The organism is Devosia indica (genome assembly GCF_003056405.1).
GTDB lineage: Bacteria > Pseudomonadota > Alphaproteobacteria > Rhizobiales > Devosiaceae > Devosia > Devosia indica.
In genome coordinates, this window is the sequence record NZ_PYVZ01000002.1 from 189562 (window position 1) to 206354 (window position 16793).

Here is a 16793-nt window from a genome sequence, read left to right on the forward strand (position 1 = left end):
GATCAAGTCTCTCAAGGAGCGTATCGCGTGAAATTTGCCCCCATCATCCAGGTGAAAGATCAGTCCATGGCCCGCGTGCTGATCGTGGCGCTCAAGGCGCATGGCTTCCACCCGCTTGAGCCGCGTGAAGGCGGCTTGCCTGGCGTGCCGAACCTTTTCGGCCCGGAAGGGTTCATTGTGGAGGTGCCCGAAGACGAGGTGGCCGACGCCGCCATGCTGGCGCAGGATCTGCTCAAGGATATGGTGGATCGCTCGGCATGACTGGCGCGCTGCCCTGAAAACGGCCACATTGGTGTGAGACGCGTCCGATGCGGGTCGGGCAATTGAACAGGGTGGAGGCTTTGGGTATAAGCCGCCACAAGTGTTAATGTGCATTAAGCCTTTGCGGCAGGAGTGATCAATGCAGGATTGGAAGCGCGGCGCTTCATCCGTAATCGGCCTTGCGGCCCTCGCCTTTCTGGCGGCGGCGTGTTCCCCGTCCAGCCGGACCAATACCGCCAATCTCAATGTTGTGGGTTCGCCCCAGCAATTGCAGCCCGTGCAGAACTCGACGGTGCAGCAATCGACCTTGCCGGCGATTGGCGCAACCGGCACGCCGGCCCCTGGCCTTTCGGGCCAGCCGGTGCTGGGTGGCCAAACGACCACGACGGCCAGCGCAACAACGGCGGGCACGGCAACGGGCACCAATAGCTCGATCGTTTCTGTCGGCACGCCGTTGACCACCGGGGTCTCGACCGGTCCGGAAGGTGCCTGGAATGTGGTTGCCGCCGGCCAGACCTGCCGTCTCAATCTGCCGCTCACCGCCAAGACGGGCACCAACTACTACCGTGCCTCGGCGCCCGGCTGCACCGTGCCGCAGATTGCTTCGGTGACCGGCTGGCAGCAGGTGGGCAGCCAGCTCCAGCTTTACGATGAGAACGGCAATATCGCCGCTTTCCTCGCCCCCTCCGGTGGTCGCTATATTGGCACGATGGGCGGTGGCCAGGCCGTCTCGATGGCCCGCTAGGATTTTTTGTGAGGCCGGCCCGCAAGGGCCGGCTTTTTCTCTCACGCTTATTCAAGCCCTGTCCGCCCTTGGGTCCGGCCCGAGGAAGGCTCCGGATTACTTCATGTCTTCCAGCACCATTGCAACCCGGCCCCCCGTCCGTGCCGCCTATGACGAGCTGGTGACGCGCGGCACGCTGACGTCCGATCCGGCACAGATCGATGCTGTCCGGGAGCTCGACCGGGTGCTGGCCGATCTGGTTGCCCACAAACCCAAGCGCCTGTTCGGCTTTTTCGAAAAGGCGCCGGTGGCGGTGCGCGGGCTCTATCTCCATGGCGAGGTGGGGCGCGGCAAGACCATGCTGATGGACCTGTTTTTTGCCGCCGTGCCGTTCCGGGAGAAGCGGCGCGTGCATTTCCATGAATTCATGGACGAGGTGCATGCCGGGATTGCCACCTTCCGCAAGTCGGTGCGCGGCAAGGACGAGGATGCCGATCCGGTCGAGGCGGTGGTCAAGCCCATCCTCAAGGGCGGGCTGCGGCTGTTGTGCCTGGATGAATTCCACGTGCACGATATCGCCAATGCCATGCTGCTCGACCGGCTGTTTTCAAAGCTGTTTGCCGGTGGGGTGACACTGGTGGCGACGTCCAATGTGGTGCCCGACGGGCTCTACAAGGACGGGCTCAATCGCCAGCTCTTCCTGCCCTTCATCGCGCTTTTGAAGGAAAAGACCGTTGTGGCCGGCCTGCCGAGCGAACAGGACTATCGCCGGCTGAAATTTGCCGGCCAGCAGGTCTATGCCTTCGGCACGGGGCCGGCTGTGCGCGAGGCAATGGACCAGATGTGGTTGCGCATCACCGGCGGCGAGCCGGGCGAACCGGGCGTGGTGGAGAGCATCGGGCGGCAAATTCCGGTGCCGCTGACCGCCATGGGCGCGGCGCGTTTCGGCTTTTCAGATCTCTGCGAGAAGCCGCTGGGTACGCGCGACTTCGTGCGCATTGCCCATCAGTTCGATTCCATCGTGCTCGACGATGTTCCCCAGATGGACCGCACCAGATCCGATGCGGCCAAGCGCTTCATTCTGCTCATCGACTCGCTCTACGACCGCGGCGTGAAACTGGCGGCCAGCTTTGCCGTGCCGCTCGACGAGCTGGGCGCCGACGACAAAACCGCGTTTGAGTTCCAGCGCACCCTGTCTCGGCTGACCGAGATGCAATCGGAGGATTATCTGGCCAAGGGCTTGCGCGACGCTGCGCCGGCGGAGCAGCAGACCGCTGCAGCGGGGCGCGTCTAGGCGGAAATCGGCGGCCCATATGGTCACGGGCCGCCGGGCAGGCTTATCAGTCGGTAAAATTGAACTCGGTCAACTCGCAGACATTGTTGTCCGCCGAAATCGCCTGGTCACCGTCTTCGAACACGGCCATGAAGTCGTATTTGCAGTACCCGCTGCCATCATCGATGTTGACAATGACGCTGCTGCCGGCCAGCAGAACATCATCACCAAGGATGTCTTCCTGCCAGTTGGCTTCGCCGGTATTGGAGGCATAGAATTCGTAGATATCGTAGGACGACACGTTGTTGATCTGCACGCGCCGATCCAGGGCCGCAGCGTCAGCGACGCCGACCAAGGCCAAAGCGAGCGCAAAGCCCGCCACTATTTTTTTCATGATTACCCTCAAGGGCGATATCCGCCCGGCAATATGCATTATTGATCGGCCGGGTGCGCCGCAAGACACCGCGCAAAATATACTTGGGAGTATAGGCGCAAAGCCTAGAGCATCGGTGATGCGCGCCTTTGCCTATCCGGCACTACCCCTTCGCCCATCAGCATGAGCTAAAACCCAATTACGACGAAGGGTTCACTTGCCCGCATGTCCCGACAGGGTTAAGACGTGCGCCAATTCAACGCAGTCTGGGATGAGGATTTATGGCGCGCAAAAAGATTGCCCTTATCGGTGCAGGTCAGATTGGCGGGACGCTGGCCCTGCTGTCGGCGCAGAAGGAACTCGGCGACGTCGTGCTGTTCGACGTGGTCGACGGCGTCGGCCCCGGCAAGGCGCTCGATATCGCCCAGTCGGCGGTGACCCAGTCCTTCGACGTCAAGATGAAGGGCACGTCCGAATACAAGGACATTGAAGGCGCCGATGTGGTGATCGTCACCGCCGGCGTGCCGCGCAAGCCCGGCATGAGCCGTGACGACCTGCTCGAAATCAACCTCAAGGTGATGGAGCAGGTGGGCGCGGGCATTTCCAAATATGCCCCCGACGCGCTGGTCATCTGCATCACCAACCCGCTCGACGCCATGGTCTGGGCGCTGCAGAAGTTCTCCGGCCTGCCCGCCAACAAGGTGATCGGCATGGCCGGCGTGCTCGACAGCTCGCGCTTCTGCCACTTCATCGCCGATGAGCTGGGCGTCTCCATCGAAGACGTCAATGCCTTCGTGTTGGGCGGCCATGGCGACACCATGGTGCCGCTGCCCCGCTATTCCACCGTTGCCGGCATTCCGCTCACTGACATCGTCAAGATGGGCTGGATGAGCAAGGAAAAGCTCGACGAGATCATCCAGCGCACCCGTGATGGCGGCGCCGAGATCGTGGGCCTGCTCAAGACCGGTTCGGCCTTCTATGCGCCGGCCGCTTCCGCCATTGCCATGGCCGAGAGCTATCTCAAGGACAAGAAGCGCGTGCTGCCCTGTGCGGTGCAGCTCAATGGCGAGTATGGCGTCAAGGGCACCTATGTGGGTGTGCCGGTCGTCATCGGCGCCGGTGGCGCGGAAAAGGTCGTCGAGATCGCGCTCAATTCTGCCGAACAGAAGGCCTTCGACAAATCCGTCGGTGCGGTGGAAGGCCTGATCGAGGCCTGTCAAAAGATCGCGCCGAAGCTGGCGTAACACTGCAAGCCGCTGGCCCCGCCAGCGGCTTTTGGCTTTCCGGCTCCAGAAATGCCGGAACATTGTCTGCCCACCCAAGGGGAAAAGAATGAATATCCATGAACATCAGGCCAAGGCGCTGCTGAAGGAATATGGCGCGCCGGTTGCTTCGGGCGTTGCCATCTTCTCGGCGGACGAAGCCGAGGCGGCTGCCAAGTCGCTGCCCGGTCCGCTCTATGTGGTCAAGAGCCAGATCCATGCCGGCGGTCGCGGCAAGGGCAAGTTCAAGGAACTCGGGCCCGATGCCAAGGGGGGCGTACGCCTGGCCAAGTCGGTCGAGGACGTGATTGCCAATGCCCGCGAAATGCTTGGCAATACGCTGGTGACCAAGCAGACCGGCCCGGCCGGCAAGCAGGTCAACCGCCTCTATATCGAGGATGGCGCCGATATCGCCCGCGAGCTCTACTGCTCGTTGCTGGTCGATCGTGCAACGTCCCGGGTTTCCTTCGTCGTCTCCACTGAAGGCGGCATGGACATCGAGGCTGTGGCCGAGCATACGCCCGAGAAGATCATCACTGTCGCCATTGACCCGGTTGCCGGCGTTACCGCTGATGACGTCGCCAAGATCAATGCAGCGCTTGAACTTGACGGCGCGGCGGCCGAAGACGGCAAGACCCTGTTCCCGATCCTCTACAAGGCGTTCACCGAAAAGGACATGAGCCTGCTCGAAGTGAACCCGCTGATCGTGATGACTGATGGCCATCTGCGCGTGCTCGACGCCAAGGTCAGCTTCGACAGCAATGCCGGGTTCCGTCACGAAGAGCTCAAGCCGCTGCGCGACCTGACCGAAGAGGACGCCAAGGAAATCGAAGCGTCCAAATATGACCTTGCCTATGTGGCGCTCGACGGCAATATCGGCTGCATGGTCAACGGCGCGGGCCTGGCCATGTCCACCATGGACATCATCAAGCTCTACGGCGCCGAGCCGGCCAACTTCCTTGATGTTGGTGGCGGTGCTTCCAAGGAGAAGGTGACCGCGGCCTTCAAGATCATCACTGCCGATCCGGCCGTGAAGGGCATTCTGGTCAACATCTTCGGCGGCATCATGCGCTGCGACGTCATCGCCGAAGGCGTGATCGCCGCGGTCAAGGAAGTCGGCCTCAAGGTGCCGCTGGTGGTTCGCCTCGAAGGCACCCGCGTCAAGGAAGGCAAGGAAATCCTCGACAATTCCGGCCTCGACGTCATCTCTGCCGATGACCTGGACGATGCCGCCCAGAAGATCGTCAAGGCGGTGCAGGGCTAAGCCGATGCGCGTGAGCCTCGCACTCGTTCTGGCACTGGGCCTGGCAGCTCAGCCGGCTCTGGCCCAGAAGACCAAGTCGTCCCCGGCTGCAGAAGCCGTGGCGGCGCTGGAGATGTGCGAGGCCTTCGCCAGGGGTGACGTGCTTGCCCTCGAGACGGCCAAGGGTGCCGGCTGGGACGCCTATGAGGATGAAGCGGAAAGCCCCTTCATCCGCTCCTATTCGGCCGGGCGCGAGGTTCCGGGCATCGGCTGGGGCGACATGTTCGCGCTGGTCGAGAGCTATCCGAACCGCACGCTGGGCTATTGCCGCATCGATATTGCCGAGCCCCGGGGGCAGGGCGAAGGCGCCATCGAGGCGCTGGCCGCGCTGGATGGCTACGAGGGTGAGGTGACCAGCGAAAATGGCGGCACCTATGCAAGCCTGATTGGCACTGGCGCCCTCGACAGCCTGCTCATCACCCATTGGGACGCTGTGGGCTTTGTTATCCAGCTCACGATCCTCACGCCGAACACCGCCACGAGCGAATAGTAAACCGCCCCGGATTTGCGGGCATGAATTGGCGCCTGGCGCCGAAAGACGGAAGAGAAACAGATGTCCATTCTCGTCAACAAAGACACCAAGGTTCTTGTGCAGGGCCTGACCGGCAAGACCGGTACCTTCCACACCGAGCAGGCCCTGGCCTATTTCGGCACCAAGATGGTGGGGGGCACCCATCCCAAGAAGGGCGGCGAAGTCTGGTCCTCGGGTGTCGACGGCACCGAATTGCCGATCTTTGCCTCGGTTGCCGAGGGCAAGGACAAGACCGGCGCCAATGCCTCGGTGATCTATGTGCCGCCGGCTGGTGCCGCCGCGGCCATCGAGGAGGCAATCGACGCCGAGATCGAGCTGATCGTGTGCATCACTGAAGGCGTGCCGGTCATGGACATGGTGCGCGTCAAGGCAAAGCTGGAAAAGTCCAAGTCGCGCCTGATCGGGCCGAACTGCCCCGGCGTCCTGACCCCGGAAGAATGCAAGATCGGCATCATGCCGGGCTCGATCTTCTCCAAGGGTTCGGTGGGCATTGTTTCGCGCTCGGGCACGCTTACTTATGAAGCGGTGTTCCAGACCACCAATGAAGGCCTTGGCCAGACCACAGCCGTTGGTATCGGCGGCGACCCGGTCAAAGGCACTGAATTCATCGACGTGCTCGAGATGTTCCTGGCCGACGAAGCCACCAAGTCGATCATCATGATTGGCGAAATCGGCGGTTCGGCCGAAGAGGAAGCGGCCCAGTTCCTGATCGACGAGGCCAAGAAGGGCCGTAAGAAGCCGATGGCCGGTTTCATTGCGGGCCGCACCGCCCCTCCGGGCCGCACCATGGGCCATGCGGGCGCCGTGATTTCCGGCGGCAAGGGTGGCGCGGAAGAAAAGATCGCGGCCATGGAAGCGGCCGGTATCAAGGTTTCGGCCTCGCCGGCGCGCATCGGCGCAACGCTGGCGGATGTGCTGAAAGGCTAGGTCTGCACCCCAACATGCCTCCCCCTGATGGGGGAGGTCAGGGGGGTATCGTACCATGTGCGACCAATGTCGGTCGCGCTTCGGTCACGGTTCGGTGCTAGTCCGGACCACGATGTGTTTGTTACACAGATGAGTGAGCCGTGGCGCCTTGTGGGGCGCCGCCAGACTTAACAAGATACAAAGGAAACGCGGTCAATATTCGGCCCACTTTATGGATGACCGCATTTGACACCGGACTGGATACTCCAGGCCGGTTCGTTGAGAAGGATGGCAGGGCGCAAGGCCTTGCGACAAAAGCGATGACACGACAGGAAAAGAACGACACGTTCTTGCTGACCTCGTTCCTCTATGGGGGGAACGCCGACTACATCGAACAACTCTATTCCCGCTTCAAAACCGATCCTTCCAGCGTCGATCCGACCTGGTCGAGCTTCTTTTCCAGGCTCGACGACAGCCAGGCCGAAGCTCAGAAGAATGCGGATGGTCCGAGCTGGGGCCGCAAGGATTGGCCGCCCGCCGAAAGTGGCGAGTTGGTCAGCGCGCTTGACGGCGACTGGGGCCAGGCCGCGCTCAAGGTCGAAAAGGCCGTGACAAAGAAGGCCGCTGCCGAAGGCAAGCCGGCGCCGAGCGCTACCGATGTGTTGCAGGCGACGCGCGATTCGATCCGCGCCATCATGATGATCCGGGCCTATCGCATGCGCGGGCACCTGCACGCCGATCTCGACCCGCTCAAGCTCAAGACCGACGAGCCGGCCCCCGAGCTTGATCCCAAGAGCTACGGCTTCACCGATGCCGACAATGATCGCAAGATCTTCATCGACAACTATCTGGGCCTGGAATACGCCACCATCCCCGAGATGCTGGCGATCCTCAAGCGGACCTATTGCGGCACGTTGGGCATCGAGTTCATGCATATCTCGGATCCCGAAGCCAAGCAGTGGATTCAGGAGCGCATCGAGGGGCCGGACAAGGAAATCACCTTTACCCCCGAGGGCAAGAAGGCGATTCTGAGCAAGCTGGTCGAGGCCGAAGGCTTCGAAAAGTTTCTCGACGTCAAATATACAGGCACCAAACGCTTTGGCCTGGATGGCGGTGAGTCCACCATTCCGGCGCTTGAGCAGATCATCAAGCGCGGCGGCGCGCTGGGCATCAAGGACATCGTGCTGGGCATGGCCCACCGCGGACGTCTCAATGTGCTGACCCAGGTGATGCAGAAGCCGCACCGCGCGCTGTTCCACGAGTTCAAGGGTGGCGCGTTCTACCCCGATGACGTCGAGGGGTCGGGCGATGTGAAGTACCATCTGGGCGCTTCCTCGGACCGCGACTTCGATGGCAACCGGGTGCACCTGTCGCTCACCGCCAATCCCTCCCATCTGGAAATCGTTGATCCGGTGGTGCTGGGCAAGTCCCGCGCCAAGCAGGACCAGCATATTGCGCCTGACGGCAAGCTGGTGAACATCGCCACCGACGGCAAGCCGGACCGCTCCATGGTGCTGCCGCTGCTGATCCATGGCGACGCGGCCTTTGCCGGCCAGGGCGTGATTGCTGAATGCCTTGGGCTTTCGGGCCTCAAGGGGCACCGTACCGGTGGCTCGATCCACTTCGTGATCAACAACCAGATCGGCTTCACCACGAGCCCGATGTTCTCACGCTCCTCGCCGTACCCGACAGATGTCGCCAAGATGATCGAGGCGCCGGTGTTGCATGTGAATGGCGATGATCCTGAAGCCGTTGTGTTCGCGGCCAAGGTGGCTGTCGAATATCGCCAGAAATTCGGCCGTCCTGTCGTCATCGACATGTTCTGCTATCGCCGCTTCGGCCACAATGAAGGCGATGAGCCCAGCTTCACCCAGCCGACCATGTATGCCAAGATCCGTGGTCACAAGACCACGCTTGAGCTCTATGCGGAAAAGCTGATCGGCGAAGGCCTGGTGACCGAGGCGGAAGTCGAAAAGCTCAAGGCCGACTGGAAAGCCAATCTCGAGAACGAGTTCGAGTCCGGACAGGACTACCGCCCGAACAAGGCGGACTGGCTCGATGGGCAGTGGAAGAGCTTCAAGCCGGCTGAAGATGAAGGCCCGCGCCGCGGACAGACTGGTGTTGATATCGACAAGCTGGTCGATATCGGCACCAAGCTGGCCCAGGTGCCGGATGATTTCAACGTCCACAAGACGGTGAAGCGCTTCATGGACAACCGGCTCAAGGCGATTGAAAGCGGCGAGGGTATCGATTGGGCGACAGCCGAGGCGCTGGCCTTTGGCACGCTGGTGACCGAAGGCCATCCGGTGCGTCTGTCCGGCCAGGATGTTGAACGCGGCACGTTCAGTCAGCGCCATTCGGTGCTCAACGACCAAGAGGTCGAGAACAAGACCTATACCCCGATCAACAATCTGGATCCCGATCAGGCCCGCTACGAAGTCATCAACTCGATGCTGTCCGAGGAAGCCGTGCTGGGCTTTGAATATGGCTACTCGCTGGCCGAGCCCAAGGCGCTGACCCTGTGGGAAGCCCAGTTCGGCGATTTCGTGAATGGTGCGCAGGTCGTCATCGACCAGTTCATTTCTTCGGGCGAGCGCAAGTGGTTCCGCATGTCCGGTCTCGTCATGCTGCTGCCCCATGGCTATGAAGGCCAGGGCCCCGAGCACTCCTCGGCGCGCCCTGAGCGCTTCCTGCAGCTATGTGCCGAAGACAACATGCAGGTTGCCAACTGCACGACGCCGGCGAACTACTTCCACGTGCTGCGCCGGCAGCTCAAGCGTGACTTCCGCAAGCCGCTGATCCTGATGACGCCCAAGAGCCTGTTGCGCCACAAGCGTGCGGTGTCGGGTCTGGCGGAGATGGGTCAGGATTCATGCTTCCATCGCCTGCTCTGGGATGATGCGGAGGCGCCCGGCGCACCCAAGACCACGATCAGGCTGACCAGCGACGACAAGATCCGCCGCGTGGTGCTATGCACTGGCAAGGTCTATTACGACCTGCTGGAAGACCGCGAGAAGAAGGGCATCAACGATGTCTATCTGCTGCGAGTCGAACAGCTCTATCCGTTCCCGGCCAAGGCCGTGCTCGATGAACTGGGCCGCTTCCCCAATGCGGATGTGGTCTGGTGCCAGGAAGAGCCGCGCAATATGGGGGCCTGGGCATTCATCCAGCCCTATGTTGAGTGGGTGTTCGACCAGATGGGCCGCGGCGGCGAGCGCGTGCGCTATGTCGGCCGTCCGGCCGCTGCGTCCCCGGCAACGGGCCTGATGCGGACGCATCTGGCTCAACTTCAGGCATTCCTCGACGACGCGTTCGCGCAGTAACCCGATCAAGAAGGACAATTCTCAATGTCGACAGAAATCCGCGTCCCGACCCTGGGTGAAAGCGTTACCGAAGCCACCATCGGCCAGTGGTTCAAGAAAGTGGGCGACGCCATCGCCGCCGACGAGCCCATCGTCGAGCTGGAAACCGACAAGGTGACCATCGAGGTGCCGGCGCCCGCCGCCGGTGTGCTCGAAGCCATTGCTGCCCAGCCCGGGGAAACCGTCGATGTCGGGGCCCTGCTCGGCGCCATCGCGGCGGGTTCGGGCGCTGCTGCCTCGGCCCCTGCGGACGAAGCCAAGACTGAAGCACCGGCCAATAATGCGGCTGGTCCGGAAGTGATCAAGGAAGAGCCGGCGCCGCAGCCGACCACGGCCACTGACCGCGCGCCGGCGCCGTCGGCCCAGAAGATGATCAACGAAAAGGGCCTGAACGCCGACAATATCGCGGGCTCGGGCAAGGCCGGCCAGGTGCTCAAGGAAGATGTGCTGTCTGCCCTTGCCAAGCCTGCTGCGGCCCCGGCCGAGGCCAAGCCGGCCGCCGAGACCAAGGCGCCTGCCGCCCCGCGTGCGCCGGTGGCTGCGGACGATGCCGAGCGCGAAGAGCGGGTCAAGATGACGCGCCTGCGCCAGACCATTGCGCGGCGCCTCAAGGACGCGCAGAACACCGCCGCCATGCTGACCACCTTCAACGAGGTGGACATGAAGCCGGTGATGGATCTGCGCAGTTCCTACAAGGAGCTGTTCGAGAAGAAGCATGGCGTCAAGCTCGGCTTCATGGGCTTTTTCACCAAGGCCGTGGTGCATGCGCTCAAGGAAATCCCGGCGGTCAATGCCGAGATCGATGGCGATGACCTGATCTACAAGCAATATGCCCATATCGGCGTGGCCGTGGGCACCGACAAGGGTCTGGTCGTGCCGGTGGTGCGCAATGCCGACCAGATGAGCATTGCCGAGATCGAAAAGGAAATCGGCAATCTGGGCAAGAAGGCCCGCGACGGCCAGCTTTCCATGGCCGACATGCAGGGCGGCACCTTCACCATCTCCAATGGTGGTGTCTATGGCTCGCTGATGTCGACACCGATCCTCAATGCCCCGCAGTCGGGCATTCTGGGCATGCACAAGATCCAGGAACGCCCCGTGGTCGTCGGCGGTCAGGTCGTTGTCCGCCCGATGATGTATCTGGCCCTGAGCTACGATCACCGCATTGTCGATGGCAAGGAAGCAGTGACGTTCCTCGTCCGCGTCAAGGAAAGCCTGGAAGCCCCTGAGCGCCTGGTGCTTGATCTCTAAGACTTGCCACATTTGTGCGTTTGAAAGGCCCGCTTCGGCGGGCCTTTTTCGTGTTCACCCAATGGTGTGTGGAGCACGGGCGCACAGTAAGGTTCTGTTAGCATTTGGCCCCGATATGCAGAGGGGCGTGGACGCGCGAACAAGGCGTTCTGGAGACGTGGCATTGAGAACAGGACTGATGGTTTGGGCGGCGATGGCTCTGATGGCTGCGCCCGGTTTCGCGCAGGAACAGGCTGCGGCCGATACTGAGCTGGTCGGCGAACTCATGGCCTTCCATGGCTCAAAGGCCATTGTCGATGTCATGACAACCCATTGCTATGAAACCACCGGGCTGGACAGCGCCTATGAAGATGCCGCGGCCAATTGGTACCTTCGGAACATCGGCTATCTCGATCTTGCCGATCGCGTGATCGAGCGGCTGGGTGGCGGCAGCGAGGGCCAGCAGCAGGCGGCCGAAACCTATGGCGGCAGCCAGATCATGTCGGCCTACAACCAGGCTTCGGACAAGGACAAATTCTGCCGCGCCTTTCTTGAGCAGATCGAGAGCGAAGCGCTCGATATCGATGCGCAGCTTCCTGAAATCCTGAAACGCGCCCAGGACATTTCTGCGTCCTGATCCGGTTCAACTAAGCTGTTGCGGTTCAATTGATTTATGTGATCCACGCTGCGTTGCTGGCCGTAGTGACGGCAACACAAGGAGCGTGGCATGAGCGTTGAACTGACCCTTCTGATCTGGAGCGCCGCGCTGGCCTTTGCCTATCTCACGGTCCAGGCTTCGGCTTATCGGCTGGATTACGGGATCATTCATGCCGGCACGCAGCGGGACAATGAACGCCCGCCAAACAAGTGGGCGGCGCGGGGCAATCGTTGCCTGCGCAATTTTCTCGAGACCTATGGCATTTTCATTGCTCTTGCGGTCGCGACCGAAATCTCCGGCCGGTCCGACAACCTCACACAATGGGGCGCACAGATCTGGTTCTGGGCGCGTTGGGCTTATCTGCCAGCCTATTTCATCGATGTGCCATTGATGCGCTCGTCGTTCTGGATGGTCTCGCTGATCGGGTTGCTCATGCTGTTCGTGGGTGTTGCCGTCTAGGACGTGTGCCCTTGCCTATCGGGCAGGGGTCAATCTCATGGTCCGCGTTGCCCGGGGGCGCCTGCTGGTGTAACCGTTAGCCCGTAATCGTGCGGCGGTGGCGACATATGGACTTCCCCTGGTTCGAATTCCTGGGCTTGATGCTGGCCTTCGGCATCAATGCGGTCATTCCCGGTGCCGATTTCGCCATGGTGCTGCGCCAGGCCGTGGTGCATGGGCGGCGCGAAGCCCTGTTCACCTCCGCCGGCATTGCCACCTCGATCCTGGTGCATGGCAGCTACACGCTGCTCGGCGTCGGCGTGATCGTGGGGCAGTCTTTGCTGCTGTTCAACATCCTCAAATGGGCCGGCGCGGCCTATCTCGTCTGGCTGGCGATTTCGGCGCTGCGCAGTCCGCCGCCGCAGCCGCACGAAATGTCCGAACAGGGCGCCGCGCGCAAGGGCGACATGGCCGCGTTTGCGCTGGGTTTCCTGACCAATCTGCTCAATCCCAAGGCCGTACTGTTCTTTCTGGCGCTGTTCACCACGCTGGTATCGGTACACACGGGCGGGCAGACCAAGGTGATCTATGTGGGCAGCATGGCCCTCATGCTTTTTGCCTGGTTCGCCCTGGTCTCGGTTTTCTTTACGACCCCCAGGGTGCGGCAGGCGTTTTTCCGTTTCGGCCGGTGGTTTAATCGGGTAACCGGCATTACATTCCTGGCGCTGGCTGTGCGGGTTGCCCTCGCTCAGCAGCGCTGACCAACATCTGAGGCTTTAGGACAATGGCAGACCAATTCGACCTTACCATCATCGGCTCGGGCCCGGGCGGCTATGTCTGCGCGATCCGCGCAGCGCAGCTCGGCATGAAGGTGGCCGTGGTGGAAAAATGGGCGACCCTTGGCGGCACCTGCCTCAATATCGGCTGCATCCCCTCCAAGGCGTTGCTGCATGCCTCGGAAATGTTTGAAGAGGCCGGCCACGGCTTCAAGGCGCTGGGCATCGATATTCCAGCGCCCCAGCTCAATCTCGAGCAGATGCTGAACCACAAGAGCGAAACGGTCGCTTCCAATGTCGGCGGCGTCGATTACCTGTTCAAGAAGAACAAGATCACCGTATTCCGCGGCATCGGCTCCATTCCGGCCGCGGGCAAGGTGCTGGTGACCCCGCAGACCGGTTCGCAGACCGAGATCGTCACCAAGAACATCGTTATTGCTACCGGCTCGGTCTCGGCCAATCTGCCGGGCATCGAGATTGACGAAAAGCAGATCGTCACCTCGACCGGTGCGCTGAACCTGGAAAAAGTGCCCAACAAGCTGGTCGTGATCGGCGCCGGCGTGATCGGGCTGGAGCTGGGGTCGGTCTGGATGCGCCTGGGCGCCCAGGTCACCGTGGTCGAATATCTCGATCGCATCCTGCCCGGCATGGACAGCGAAGTGGCCCGCCAGTTCCAGCGCATGCTGCAAAAGCAGGGCATGGAATTCAAGCTCTCGAGCAAGGTCGCCGGCGTCGAAAAGCAGGAAGACGGCTCACTCAAACTCAAGGTTGAAGCGGCCAAGGGCGGCGAGGCCGAAGAGATCGATGCCGATGTCGCGCTGGTGGCCATTGGCCGCAAGCCGCAGACCGAAGGGCTAGGCCTGGACCTGGCCGGCGTGGCGCTGGACGAGCGCGGCCGGGTGCGCGTCGACGGGCATTACAAGAGCTCGGTCGATGGCATCTATGCCATTGGCGATGTGATTGCCGGCCCGATGCTGGCGCACAAGGCCGAGGACGAAGGCATTGCCGTTGCCGAAATCCTCAGCGGCCAGGCTGGCCATGTGAACTATGCCGCCATTCCGGCCGTGGTTTACACCAATCCCGAAGTCGCCTCCGTCGGCAAGACCGAGGACGAACTCAAGGCCGATGGCGTTGAATACAAGATCGGCAAATTCCCCTTCACCGCCAATGGCCGCGCCAAGGCCATGCTGGCCACGCAGGGCTTCGTCAAGATCCTGGCCGATGTCGAGACCGACCGCGTGCTGGGCGCCCATATCGTGGGCAAGAATGCCGGCGAGATGATCCACGAGCTGGTGACGCTGATGGAATTTTCAGGTGCATCGGAAGATCTGGCACGCACGACGCACGCGCACCCGACCCTGAGCGAGGCCGTTCGCGAGGCGGCGCTGTCGCTTGGCGACGGCGCAATTCATATCTGAACGACATCAGTCGCTGTTTGGATTCACACAAGCCCCGGGCAAACGCCTGGGGCTTCTTTTTGTCTGGGGTGGGCGCGCCTGCGCCTGCCAGGCCACCGCCCGCGCTGGCTCATCGCGTGTTGACTCACCATTTCAGCTTCCATACCAGTTCGGGCAAGGTCGGCCGTCCATCCAATGTCGGGCGTGCGCCGGCTTCAGTATCGGACGAGCCGATGGCGGCCGGTTCGCTAGGTGATGAGATGACTGAACAGAAGCTTTTTGCGCAACCGGACGCCAGCGAATGGACCGAGCTGGCGCCCGGCAATACGCGCCGGGTCTTGATCCATACGCGCGAGTTGATGCAGGTCGAGTTCGGCTTCGACAGGGGCGCGGTCGGCGCGCCGCACAGCCACCCGCATATCCAGGTCAGCTATGTCGCTGAAGGCCGCTTCGAGGTGACCATTGACGGGGTGACCGAAGTGGTAGGGCAGGGCGGCAGCTTCATCGTCCCGTCGGGGCTGGTGCACAGCGTGGTGGCCCTGGAAAAGGGCAGGCTGATCGATGTCTTTACGCCGATGCGGGCGGACTTCGTTTAGCCGATCTCCTTGAGCATCGCTGCATAGGCGTCCTCATGCCGCCCGGTCCAATTGGCCATGCCCGGTTTGGTCAGGCGGCCGCGGCGGGGCGGGATGAAGCTATAGATGCTGCGGGCCGGGGCTTCGTGCCATTGCAGGTTGAAGGCCGCACACTTGGGGAAGAACTCGATATCGGAATAGGGCAAGTGATCGTGCATCCACCAGGCGAGAGCTTCCCATTCGCCTGTCCGCTCATAATAGGGAATGAAGCGGTTGACGATCACGCAGGCGGTGGCGCCGATATGGCCGTTGCCGTCGTGCCGGTCCCAGATGTGGCCGGCAAAGTTCTTCTCATTGGCGGCGCAATTGAGCCTGTTGGCATTGCCGAACCCGTTGACCTGGGGCGAGCGATAGGCCGAGCGCACCGAGATGCGGCCGAACTGGCGCTGAAGCGGTTCGAGAAGGTCCTCACACAGCCGTTTGCCGGCGGCTATGGCGAGGTCCGGGTCGTCGGGAAGGTTCTGAAAACCGTTGATGGCGGCAATCTCGGAATAGAGAAAATCGCGCATGAAGAAGCTCTCGCTCAAACGCGTTCGGCCGAATTCTTCGAGGGCGCGGACGGTGCGGGGCTGGCGCATGGGGCTTGCTTTGGGCAGGGGCGACGGGCACATGCTGATGCCCTAAGCTCGCCAGGGCAACCCGGTTTCGACGCATCGGAGAACATGCGCCATGCTGACTATCGCCTTTTACATCGCCATCACCGTGGAGGCGATGACCGCCGCCCTTGCGGCCGGACGGCGCAATATGGACTGGTTCGGGGTGTGCCTGATCGCCTGCGTTACTGCCCTGGGTGGCGGCACCATGCGCGACATCCTGCTCGATCACTATCCGCTGGTCTGGGTGAACAACCCCTATGTGCTGCTGCTGGTCTGCGGTGCGGCGTTGCTGACCATTCCCCTGGCACGGCTGGTGGACCGGCTGAAGTGGCCGTTCCTCCTGCTCGATGCGCTGGGCCTGGTGGTGTTCACCGTGATCGGCTGCAATATCGGCATTGAGGCCGGGGTGCATCCCATCATCGTCATCGTGGCGGGCATGGTGACGGGTACGGCGGGCGGCATTCTGCGCGATGTGCTGTGCAACGACGTTCCGCTGATCTTCCAGGGCGAGCTTTATGCTACCGTTTCGATGATCACCGGGGTGATCTATTTTCTTGGCCTGACCATGAGCATGCCGGGCGACCTGATGGTGTTGATTGCCATTGCCGTCGGCTTCACACTGCGTGTTCTGGCATTGGTGCTGAAATGGGAAATGCCCAAATTCGTCTTTGATCGGAACATGCGAAAATGAAACCGGCGCGCATTGTGCTGTCCCGCAGGGCGGGGTTCGATCTGCAGGCCGTGTCATACGCGCTCAACGGCTTGCCGGCCCAATCGGTGGCGCGCCCCGGCCCCTGGGGCAATCCCTTCACCATCGCCGCGGTGATGGCCGAAACGGGGCTGGACAAGAATGCCGCTCAGGCGGAGGCCGTGGCCCGCCGCGCGCGCTGGATGGCAGGGGAGATCGAGGCGGATCGGCCGCGCCCCTCAGATGCCGAAATCCGCACCGCCCTTGGCGGCAAGAACTTGGCCTGCTGGTGCCGGGCAGGTTCACCCTGCCACGTCGAAACGCTGCTGGTGCTGGCCAATGATTGAGGCTTCCGGCGACGCGCCGAATGTGGCATGAA

At 62.0% G+C, this 16793-nt stretch carries 18 protein-coding genes; 16 read left to right on the forward strand and 2 right to left on the reverse strand.

Translation table 11 applies throughout. From position 1 onward, the window contains the following. The first annotated feature begins 27 nt into the window (after positions 1-27). The 3 genes from DDE76_RS02730 (at position 28) to zapE (ending at position 2279) form a co-directional block, all read left to right on the forward strand. Complete coding sequence (locus DDE76_RS02730) at positions 28-261, forward strand: hypothetical protein (protein WP_104893506.1); 234 nt, start codon at positions 28-30, stop codon at positions 259-261. A gap of 139 nt (positions 262-400) precedes the next feature. Next, a complete protein-coding gene (locus tag DDE76_RS02735; protein ID WP_104893507.1) occupies positions 401-1006 on the forward strand; it encodes an AprI/Inh family metalloprotease inhibitor in 606 nt (201 codons plus the stop codon). A gap of 103 nt (positions 1007-1109) precedes the next feature. Continuing rightward, the gene (gene zapE / locus DDE76_RS02740) at positions 1110-2279 is read left to right on the forward strand and encodes a cell division protein ZapE (protein WP_104893508.1); all 1170 of its coding nucleotides are present in this window, start codon (positions 1110-1112) and stop codon (positions 2277-2279) included. Between the two features lie 46 nt (positions 2280-2325). Here zapE and DDE76_RS02745 read toward each other — a convergent pair whose 3' ends face one another. After that, positions 2326-2652 (reverse strand): hypothetical protein, encoded by a 327-nt coding sequence (locus tag DDE76_RS02745; protein ID WP_104893509.1) that lies wholly within the window; start codon positions 2650-2652, stop codon positions 2326-2328. A 260-nt stretch (positions 2653-2912) separates the two neighbouring features. Here DDE76_RS02745 and mdh point away from each other — a divergent pair, with 260 nt between their 5' ends. From mdh to DDE76_RS02800, 11 genes are all read left to right on the forward strand, one after another. Then, positions 2913-3875, forward strand: a complete 963-nt coding sequence (mdh, locus tag DDE76_RS02750; protein ID WP_104893510.1) for a malate dehydrogenase — start codon at positions 2913-2915, stop codon at positions 3873-3875. Positions 3876-3963: 88 nt separating this feature from the next. After that, entirely contained in the window at positions 3964-5157 is a 1194-nt protein-coding gene (gene sucC / locus DDE76_RS02755; RefSeq protein WP_104893511.1) for an ADP-forming succinate--CoA ligase subunit beta, read from the forward strand. A gap of 10 nt (positions 5158-5167) precedes the next feature. Continuing rightward, positions 5168-5686, forward strand: a complete 519-nt coding sequence (locus tag DDE76_RS02760) for a hypothetical protein (RefSeq protein ID WP_157955633.1) — start codon at positions 5168-5170, stop codon at positions 5684-5686. A 63-nt stretch (positions 5687-5749) separates the two neighbouring features. Then, positions 5750-6655, forward strand: a complete 906-nt coding sequence (gene sucD, locus DDE76_RS02765; RefSeq protein WP_104893513.1) for a succinate--CoA ligase subunit alpha — start codon at positions 5750-5752, stop codon at positions 6653-6655. A 299-nt stretch (positions 6656-6954) separates the two neighbouring features. Beyond that, entirely contained in the window at positions 6955-9957 is a 3003-nt protein-coding gene (locus DDE76_RS02770; RefSeq protein ID WP_104894935.1) for a 2-oxoglutarate dehydrogenase E1 component, read from the forward strand. Positions 9958-9981: 24 nt separating this feature from the next. Further along, positions 9982-11247: a 2-oxoglutarate dehydrogenase complex dihydrolipoyllysine-residue succinyltransferase gene (odhB, locus tag DDE76_RS02775; RefSeq protein ID WP_104893514.1), complete on the forward strand. Its 1266-nt coding sequence runs from the start codon at positions 9982-9984 to the stop codon at positions 11245-11247. 202 nt (positions 11248-11449) lie between these two features. Further along, complete coding sequence (locus DDE76_RS02780; protein WP_157955634.1) at positions 11450-11863, forward strand: hypothetical protein; 414 nt, start codon at positions 11450-11452, stop codon at positions 11861-11863. 90 nt (positions 11864-11953) lie between these two features. Beyond that, entirely contained in the window at positions 11954-12343 is a 390-nt protein-coding gene (locus tag DDE76_RS02785) for an MAPEG family protein (RefSeq protein ID WP_104893516.1), read from the forward strand. A gap of 107 nt (positions 12344-12450) precedes the next feature. Beyond that, positions 12451-13083: a LysE family translocator gene (locus DDE76_RS02790; protein WP_104893517.1), complete on the forward strand. Its 633-nt coding sequence runs from the start codon at positions 12451-12453 to the stop codon at positions 13081-13083. Between the two features lie 23 nt (positions 13084-13106). Next, positions 13107-14516 carry a dihydrolipoyl dehydrogenase gene (gene lpdA, locus DDE76_RS02795; protein ID WP_104893518.1) on the forward strand — a complete coding sequence of 470 codons (1410 nt, stop codon included), beginning with the start codon at positions 13107-13109 and terminating at the stop codon, positions 14514-14516. 239 nt (positions 14517-14755) lie between these two features. Continuing rightward, positions 14756-15091, forward strand: a complete 336-nt coding sequence (locus tag DDE76_RS02800) for a cupin domain-containing protein (protein WP_104894936.1) — start codon at positions 14756-14758, stop codon at positions 15089-15091. Here DDE76_RS02800 and DDE76_RS02805 read toward each other — a convergent pair. Then, the gene (locus DDE76_RS02805; protein ID WP_104893519.1) at positions 15088-15708 is read right to left on the reverse strand and encodes a peptidase M15; all 621 of its coding nucleotides are present in this window, start codon (positions 15706-15708) and stop codon (positions 15088-15090) included. The two genes, DDE76_RS02800 and DDE76_RS02805, sit on opposite strands and share 4 nt — an antisense overlap. Before the next feature lie 91 nt (positions 15709-15799). On the opposite strand from DDE76_RS02805, the gene DDE76_RS02810 reads away from it, so the two are divergent. Together DDE76_RS02810 and DDE76_RS02815 are read left to right on the forward strand one after the other, a co-directional pair. Then, a complete protein-coding gene (locus DDE76_RS02810) occupies positions 15800-16417 on the forward strand; it encodes a trimeric intracellular cation channel family protein (protein WP_104893520.1) in 618 nt (205 codons plus the stop codon). Continuing rightward, positions 16414-16761 (forward strand): DUF4326 domain-containing protein, encoded by a 348-nt coding sequence (locus tag DDE76_RS02815; protein WP_104893521.1) that lies wholly within the window; start codon positions 16414-16416, stop codon positions 16759-16761. The genes DDE76_RS02810 and DDE76_RS02815 overlap by 4 nt, the downstream gene beginning before the upstream one ends. The last annotated feature ends 32 nt before the right edge of the window (positions 16762-16793 follow it).